The following is a 6,228-nucleotide window of genomic DNA, read 5'->3' as shown; positions in this document are numbered from 1 at the left end:
TTTATGGAAGCGGAAGTTTTTTCGGCTCCGCAGGAAGGAAACGGCGAAGCCGCGCGGGCGCTCCCTGAAAAAGGGCCGGAGAAGCCGGAACGGCCTGCGGCTTCTGTGGCGGAAAATATGGAAATATTAGGCAGGAAGCATCGGAAGGAGACTGAAAAACGTCGGGAAAATTGATTTGAAGTATGGTTTTCGACAAAATTTGTCTTTAAATCTGAAGAACCATTTTACAAGAAATGCTTTCTACTTATAAAACTAGTCGAAACGCATGGCTTTTACAGGAGAAATCTTTGTTACTATATAGGAAGGAATCAAAAGAACCGCCAAACAAATAACAAGAGTTCCTATATTTAATAGAAGAATATAAAGCCAGTCCAAATATGCAGGCGCTACGTTTACATAATAACTGTCTGGATTCAACTTTACAATACCGAATTGCTGCTGGATAACAATTAAACCAATTCCGATAACATTACCCCAAAGCAGGCCGCGGATTATTAAATAGAAGGCATTATACAAAAATATTTTACGGACTGTCCAATTGCTCGCACCAATTGCTTTAAGGATTCCGATCATCTGTGTCCTTTCCAGAATCAAGACCAGCAACGCAACAACCATATTAATTGTTGCTACGATAACCATAATTACAAGAATGACTATTATATTGAAATCGAACAGCTGCAGCCATTCAAATATATTATAGTATTTTTCAGAAATCGTTTGGGTATCGAGAGTCTTCGAAGCATCTTCCTTATTTTGGGTATTGTCATACACTTCTTGTCCTTTCTGCTCGATCTTATCAAAATCATCAATAAAGACTTCAAAAGCGCCAACTTGATCTGGTTTCCATTTATTGATTCGTTGCAGGTGGCGAATGTCTCCTATTATATAGGTAGCATCAAATTCTTGAAATCCGGAATTATAAATTCCTGCCACGACAAAAACTCTAAGGTTAGGCAACTGGTTGCTATTTTCTTTCATGAAGAAAGTATTGAACTTGTCTCCAACTTTTAGGTCAAGTCTATCCGCAAGGTATTTTGAAATCAAAACATCAGGATTGAGCTTTTTTGAAACATCGGGAAGTTTTCCTTGGATTAGGTATTCTTCCAGATTCTTCCATTGGTAATCTTTCCCTACTCCTTTATATATGATTCCTTCGAAAGAAGTTTCTGTCCTGATGATTCCTGCCTTTGTAGCTACAGCTTGGATATGGCTGATTCCTTCAACGTTTTTAAATTTAGGGTAGAAATCTTGATTGGTAGAAATCGGATTGATGCTTACTTCAGATTGGTTGTCATCATAATTGGTTATAATAATATGTCCATTAAAAGCCGCAACCTTTTCTCGTATCTTTTGCTGAAGTCCAATTCCTGTGGCTACAGATACAATCATCATAATCATTCCTATTGCAATAGCGGCAATGGCAATTTTTATAATTGGCGCAGATATACTACTTTTATGATTTTTAGCAGCAATCAGTCTTTTGGCTATGAAATATTCTAAATTCAAATTTTTATGATATCAAATTCGGTTTTCAAAAATACAGTTTTATTCTTGGTTTTGTCAATTCTTTCCTGTGGAAATTCATTTGATGCAAAAGGAAAAAGGGAAAAACCGAAAGCTCATGATACGGCTAACAAGCCTGGACAAACTACAATTGCGGAAATAAAAACTGGAGCAGACAATTATGAAAAATACCTTCCTATACTAAAGGACAAAAAAGTAGGCGTAGTCACCAACCAAACCGGAATTTTATCGAACAAGACACATCTTGTCGATTTCTTACTAGAAAAGAAAATCAACCTCCAAAAAATCTATGCTCCTGAGCATGGTTTCCGAGGCACTGCCGATGCAGGTGAATTGGTCAAAGATGGAAAAGATACCAAAACTGGAATTGCAATCATTTCTCTTTATGGAGACAACAAAAAACCAAAACCGGAACAATTAGCCGGTATTGATATCCTAATTTTTGACTTGCAGGATGTGGGCGCTCGATTCTACACTTACATCTCTTCGCTACATTATGTAATGGAAGCTTGTGCCGAAAATAAAATTCCGCTCTTGATTTTAGACCGACCGAATCCGAATGGAAATACCATTGACGGGCCAATCTTAGAAAAAGAAAATGCAAGCTTTATAGGAATGCATCCTATTCCTGTCTTGCATGGACTAACAATCGGCGAATATGGAAAAATGATCAACGGAGAAAAGTGGCTGAAAAATGGCGTCCAATGTGACTTGACCGTAATTCCGTGCTTGAATTACAACAAAGAGATGAATTACCCTCTTCCTGTAAAGCCTTCTCCTAATCTTCCGAACGATCAAGCGATAAATCTTTACGCCAGCTTGTGCTTTTTTGAAGGCACAAATGTCAGCTTGGGAAGAGGAACGGAGCAACAATTCCAAATCTATGGTTCTCCTTTCTTGCCAAAAACTAATTTCAGCTTTACGCCAAAACCTAATTTTGGGTCGAAAGATCCATTGCACAACGGAAAGGTTTGTTATGGAGAAGATCTTTCTAAGGCTCCAAGAGTAAAAGGTATCGAATTGAAATGGCTTTTAAAAGCGTATGCGACAACATCGGATAAAACCAAATTCTTTATTCCTTTCTTTACAAAACTGGCTGGAACAAAGAAACTGCAAGAACAGATTGAAACCGGAATGACGGAAACTGAGATTAAAAAAAGCTGGGAAAAAGGATTAGAGGATTTCAGAAAAATAAGAAAAAAATATGAAATTTATTAATGGAGATATTCCTAAAAATGTGTATTTTTAGATGTGGCTATTTAACATGCCGACGCTAAACCTATAAAATTTACCACCATGAATACATCGCAATTACTTTTAGATTATATGGACAAGCTGCAGGAATTTTTCGAAATGATTGATTATTACGTAGACAAAGCCATCGAATTATTCCACAAAGCAAAAGAATGGGTCGAGAAAATATTGGAATACATAAAACAAGGAATTGATTATGTAGTTGATGCAATCGGCGGCCGATTTAGCGAAACGATAGAACTTCCCGAAGATTATATTTTTGTATAAAAGAAGAGACCTTATTTAGTAAGGTCTTTTTTTTGCTTCTTTGTTATCTTGCTGGCGCCAGATTTGGTTATAAATAGCAAAAAGTAAATCACAACAAAAATGATAAAAAACAATCCGACCATTATCGTGACTTCCATTATCTTATCGAAAAGACTTGTTACGACTATTCCTTGGTTGACAAAAACTAGCAAAATTGAAATTGCTACTGAGGCAAAAAAGATATAAAACAGGTTTCTTTTGTGTTTCATAAAGTGATATTTTATAGTGGCATTCTTTTTTTCATTTCTTCAACAATGTTATAGGCCGCAGGACAGATGGCAACATTTTGCAATGTCAGGTTTGAAATCTGCTGAAACTTCTTTCTGTCGGTATGCGGAAATTCCCGGCAAGCTTTTGGACGTACATCATAAATCATGCAATAATTTTCCGAATCTAAAAAAGTACACGGAACACTTTGCAGCACATAATCATTATCTTCATCGATTCGCAAATACTGGTCAATGAACTGTTGTGGCTTTTGGCGAAAATGTTTTGAAATTCTTTCTATATCGGCAATCGTAAAAAGTGGCCCTGTTGTCTTGCAGCAATTAGCACATTTTAGGCAATCCGTTTTCTTGAATTCCCTATCGTGCAATTCCTGCATTACATAATCGATATTCTTGGGCGCCTTCTTTTTAAGCTTATCGAAATACTTCTTGTTTTCGTTATGCTTATCTTTGGCCTGCTTAGGAAGATTTTTGATTATTTGTTCCAACGTAATTTATTTGCGGACAAAGTTACACTTTCTGCTTTATCTTTAAACATAAACCTTAAATCGATGAAAGACCTTTTTGGAAAAGCCATATTAGATTACCAGACCAATAATGCTCCGGAAAATCTGATTACTGAAACTTCTATATCTGAAGCCGACGAAATGAGCGTTGCTTATTTGTTTCGGGACTTTTCAGCCATGCCAAAAATTGAAAAGCAAGCTATGAAGATGGCCAAAGGAAAGGTACTGGATGTGGGATGTGGCGCTGGAAGCCATAGCCTGTATCTTCGAAATGACAAAAAACTTGAAGTTCTTCCTATTGATATTTCTGCAAATGCGATTGAAGCGTGTCGTTTGAGAGGATTGGAAAATGCAACGATTCAAGATGTAATGAAGATGGATTCGAACGATCCTGGCAACAAATTTGACACTATTTTGCTTTTGATGAATGGCACAGGAATATGTGGGAAATTGCAAAATATTTCTGACTTCTTGCGTCAGCTGAAATCATTGCTTTCTCCAAACGGACAAATACTCATTGATTCATCGGATATCATCTATATGTTTGACGAGGATGAGGACGGCGGCAAATGGATTCCGACCGACAGAGACTATTATGGGGAAATTACATTTACTGTATTCTACAAAAACGAAAAAGAAGAACCTTTCGATTGGCTCTATGTCGACTACAACACTTTGCAGAACGCCGCTTTCGCTAATGGCTTACAATGTGAATTAGCCTTGGAAGGCGACCATTATGATTACTTGGCAAGGCTAACTCTTTAGTTTTTAAATCTGGATTAAGTCAGTTGTAGCAATAATTTCTTTTAAAGCGTCATAAAGCCTATCCAAATCTTCTTGGGAATTGTAAGCATTTATAGAATATCGGATATAAAAATTGCCATTGAGAGGCATGACAGGTATTTCAATCTTATATTTCTCAAAAAGCAACTCTTTTAGTTGTAAAGGTTCCTTCGTTTTGACGGGAATGCTTGCCATCTGTCCTAAAAATTCTTTTGAAACTGGACACAAAGGCTGGGTATGTAGCAGATCGCAGAAACGTTGGTAATTCTCTAGAACCGTATTTTTACATTTTTCGGACACTTCTTTCCAATTATTGTCTTCAAGAAAATCAATTACTTTAGGCGTACACAAAAAGGCAGAAATATCTCTTGTCCCTTGATACTCGTGGTAATCTAAAAATTGAGTATCATTAATCATTTCATTATCATAACCCCAACTTACAACTAATGGATCGATATCGTCTTGAAATTCTTTCTTTACATATAAAAACGAGCTCCCTTTTGGAGCAAGCATCCATTTGTGTAATGTCCCAGTATAAAAGTCAGGATCCATTTCTTGTATGTTCAAATTGATATGTCCAGGAACATGAGCTCCATCAACAATTGTTATCAGTCCGAGTTCTTGTGCTTTTTTGCAGATTTCCTTGACAGGGAATACTAAGGCTGTTGCACTAGAGATTTCATTGATAAAAACCACTTTTGTATTTGCGTTATAGCCTTTCCAAAAGTCTTCTAAGATTTGCTCTTTTGAAATGATCGGCAAAGAGATTTCTTGTCGGACGTATTTGGCTCCTGATTTTCGACAGAAAAAAGTCCATGTTCTGTCCATAGCGCCGTATTCATGGTTTGTTGAAAGAATTTCATCACCAGGCTGCAGGTTCAGGCTTCTCATTATTGTATTTATTCCAATTGTCGGATTAGGCGTAAAAAAGAAATCTTCTGGCTGGCATCCGACGTATTTGGACAGTTTTTCTTTTGCTTTTTTCAAATAGCCGCCTGCTTTTTTTTGTATAAACTGGACGGGCTCGTTTTCTAGCTCTGATTGAAATCTTTGATATTCTTCAAATATGGGTTTTGGGCAAGCTCCGAAAGAACCGTGATTTAGAAAAGTTATAGAGGAATCTAATAAAAAATGCTGTTTCATAATTTTTAGGGTATAAAAAAACCCAAATTTACGATTTGGGTTTTGATTTTTTAAAGAAGAAATTATTACTGCATGTATTTCATCATGATAGCTTGCAATTCTACACCCCATGCCTGAGCTGCTTCCATTGTTTTTTCTGTCAAGACTCCAGCTTTTGCCGTAATTTTTTTACCTACTGGAGACTCATAGAATTTTATCATCTCTTTGACGTCTGCATGTGTGTATTCTTTCATGTAGGCGTCTGCAATCTTATCAAAATAAGCTGGCATCGTTGCTTCAAAGTCTTTTAGGAATGCTGCTTGTTTTGCTTCAGGAATCATTCCGAGAATTTGCTTTTTTGCTACATCAATTTGAGCTGTAGCGCCAGTCATCTCGATTACTTTTTTTACATCGCTTTTAAAAGCCGCATCTTGTGCAAATCCAATTTGAGTTGCTAAAACAAAAGCAAATGTTACTACTAATTTTTTCATGGTTTATTGTTTTTA

Annotated in this window: 8 protein-coding genes; 3 read left to right on the top strand and 5 right to left on the bottom strand. The window is 36.6% G+C overall.

Annotated features, from left to right (window positions below; genetic code table 11):
* Window positions 1-252: 252 nt before the first annotated feature.
* The gene (locus GGR22_RS09930) at window positions 253-1,506 is read right to left on the bottom strand and encodes an ABC transporter permease (RefSeq protein ID WP_182493482.1); all 1,254 of its coding nucleotides are present in this window, start codon (window positions 1,504-1,506) and stop codon (window positions 253-255) included.
* A 6-nt stretch (window positions 1,507-1,512) separates the two neighbouring features.
* Between GGR22_RS09930 and GGR22_RS09925 the strand changes: the two genes are divergently transcribed.
* Window positions 1,513-2,742, top strand: coding sequence for an exo-beta-N-acetylmuramidase NamZ family protein (locus GGR22_RS09925; RefSeq protein ID WP_182493481.1), 1,230 nt, complete (start codon window positions 1,513-1,515; stop codon window positions 2,740-2,742).
* Window positions 2,743-2,820: 78 nt separating this feature from the next.
* Window positions 2,821-3,045 (top strand): hypothetical protein, encoded by a 225-nt coding sequence (locus tag GGR22_RS09920; RefSeq protein ID WP_182493480.1) that lies wholly within the window; start codon window positions 2,821-2,823, stop codon window positions 3,043-3,045.
* Between the two features lie 11 nt (window positions 3,046-3,056).
* On the opposite strand, the gene GGR22_RS09915 is transcribed toward GGR22_RS09920, so the two are convergent.
* A complete protein-coding gene (locus GGR22_RS09915; RefSeq protein WP_182493479.1) occupies window positions 3,057-3,293 on the bottom strand; it encodes a hypothetical protein in 237 nt (78 codons plus the stop codon).
* A gap of 11 nt (window positions 3,294-3,304) precedes the next feature.
* The gene (locus GGR22_RS09910) at window positions 3,305-3,799 is read right to left on the bottom strand and encodes a YkgJ family cysteine cluster protein (RefSeq protein ID WP_121376166.1); all 495 of its coding nucleotides are present in this window, start codon (window positions 3,797-3,799) and stop codon (window positions 3,305-3,307) included.
* Between the two features lie 63 nt (window positions 3,800-3,862).
* Between GGR22_RS09910 and GGR22_RS09905 the strand changes: the two genes are divergently transcribed.
* Complete coding sequence (locus GGR22_RS09905; protein WP_182493478.1) at window positions 3,863-4,582, top strand: class I SAM-dependent methyltransferase; 720 nt, start codon at window positions 3,863-3,865, stop codon at window positions 4,580-4,582.
* A gap of 3 nt (window positions 4,583-4,585) precedes the next feature.
* Here the strand turns inward: GGR22_RS09905 and GGR22_RS09900 are convergent, their stop codons facing one another.
* Window positions 4,586-5,743: an aminotransferase class V-fold PLP-dependent enzyme gene (locus GGR22_RS09900; protein ID WP_182493477.1), complete on the bottom strand. Its 1,158-nt coding sequence runs from the start codon at window positions 5,741-5,743 to the stop codon at window positions 4,586-4,588.
* Window positions 5,744-5,808: 65 nt separating this feature from the next.
* Complete coding sequence (locus tag GGR22_RS09895) at window positions 5,809-6,213, bottom strand: DUF2059 domain-containing protein (protein WP_121376163.1); 405 nt, start codon at window positions 6,211-6,213, stop codon at window positions 5,809-5,811.
* Between the last annotated feature and the right edge of the window lie 15 nt (window positions 6,214-6,228).

It is taken from the genome of Flavobacterium gossypii, from assembly GCF_014138495.1.
Lineage (GTDB): Bacteria > Bacteroidota > Bacteroidia > Flavobacteriales > Flavobacteriaceae > Flavobacterium > Flavobacterium endophyticum.
The sequence above is the reverse complement of the archived record's forward strand: the minus strand, read 5'-3'. Positions and strand labels throughout refer to the sequence as shown.